Genomic DNA, 307 nt, shown 5'->3' on the forward strand with positions numbered 1-307 from the left:
TTCGATCCGTTGTTTGCGTGGCATGAAAACGAGGCTAGCCACGGAGTCGGGGATTGGTCAAATATTTATATTTTGCGTTTGACCCCTTTTGGGCTTCCGTATGTTGCTGCAGTTGCAATCGAAGCGACCGAGGGCGATTCGATTGTGGTCAATGTGCGACTCGCTTGGAAGTCAATGAAATTTGAGACCTCCTCGCTTGATAATAGCGCCATTGCAACTAGCAATGGTTCCACTACGTGGAACCGTCAAACGAATGATACGACTTACCCGTAGGCATCACTGCTGCCATCGGAATGTATAGCAAAGA

The 307-nt window shown here is 48.2% G+C and carries 1 protein-coding gene; it reads left to right on the forward strand.

The window, feature by feature from the left end; translation table 11 throughout:
- A partial coding sequence (locus QEH59_RS18835) for a hypothetical protein (protein WP_308986933.1) occupies window positions 1–273 on the forward strand: 273 nt, incomplete at its 5' end.
- Window positions 274–307 lie beyond the last annotated feature (34 nt).

It is taken from the genome of Thalassobacterium sedimentorum, assembly GCF_031127905.1.
GTDB lineage: Bacteria > Verrucomicrobiota > Verrucomicrobiia > Opitutales > Coraliomargaritaceae > Thalassobacterium > Thalassobacterium sedimentorum.